1 protein-coding gene is annotated in these 1,057 nt (G+C 62.5%); it reads left to right on the top strand.

Annotated features, from left to right (window positions below; all coding sequences use genetic code 11):
- Positions 1-1,057, top strand: a 1,057-nt coding sequence (locus tag KF784_20360; GenBank protein ID MBX3121410.1) for a (Fe-S)-binding protein, incomplete at both ends; no start/stop codon positions are given.

Below are 1,057 nucleotides of genomic sequence, written 5' to 3'. Positions count from 1 at the left end.
AGCCAAGGACTATTCCTATCTCACCTCGAAGCGGGTGGTGGAGGCTTGTCTCAACTGCAAATCCTGCCGCACGATTTGCCCGGCAGGGGTCGATGTGTCGGAGCTCATTCTTCAGCGGCGCGCCGAGCATCCGAATCAAGGAAGCCGGTGGTTGTTCGCGCTTCAAGCCAAGCTGCCGATCTTTGAAGTGATGCTGAAGCTTCTGGCGAAGACGCAACGCCTGTGGGATCGCCCGGGGCCGCGCGCGCTACTCGAACGTCTGGCGGCGCCGGTGTTGAAGCGCATCGCCCCCACGGCCAAGCTGCCGGCCGACATGGTGCTGCCGAAGCTGGCTCCTCGGCATCTGCGCGATCGCTATCCGGAGCTCACGCAATCGAACCCGACTGCAACCGGTCCGCGCGTGGCCTACTTCCACGGTTGTGCGGCGAACTACTTTGACGACGGGGTGGGGGATGCGGTGATCGGTGTGTTGCAGAAACATAAAGTGAATGTTGAGCTTCCTCCGCAGCGCTGCTCCGGGACGCCGATCGAAACCTATGGCCACGTGGACCTGGTAAAAGACAACGCACGGTTCAATCTGCAGTCGCTCTCGGGGTACGATCAAGTCGTGACGGGCTGCGCCTCCTGTACGCTCATGCTCAAGGAATACAGGAAGTTTTTCGAGGCCGGGCCGGAACAGCAGGCGGCGGACGCACTGGCACACAAGGTGGTGCACATCACGGAGTTCGTGGCGCGCTCGCCCGAGCATCCGCCTATGGGCGCGGCGAACGGTGCGGGCCGGCGGATGACCTACCATTCGTCTTGTCACCTGCGGGCGGCGGGCGTCACGAAGGAACCGCGCCAACTGCTCAAGCAGGTCCCGGGTGCCGACTATGTCGAGATGATGGATGCCGACCGCTGTGCCGGCGGGGCGGGCACCTACCTTGTGAAAGACTACGACACCTCTCAGAAGGTATTCGATAGGAAGCGCCGGAACATCGAGCAGAGCGGGGCAGATACGGTGGCCACCAGTTGCCCGGCCTGCATGATTCAACTCAACAATGGGCTGCGCGGGCGT

The organism is Fimbriimonadaceae bacterium (assembly GCA_019638775.1).
Taxonomy (GTDB): Bacteria; Armatimonadota; Fimbriimonadia; order Fimbriimonadales; family Fimbriimonadaceae; genus JAHBTD01.
The sequence above is the reverse complement of the archived record's forward strand: the minus strand, read 5'-3'. Positions and strand labels throughout refer to the sequence as shown.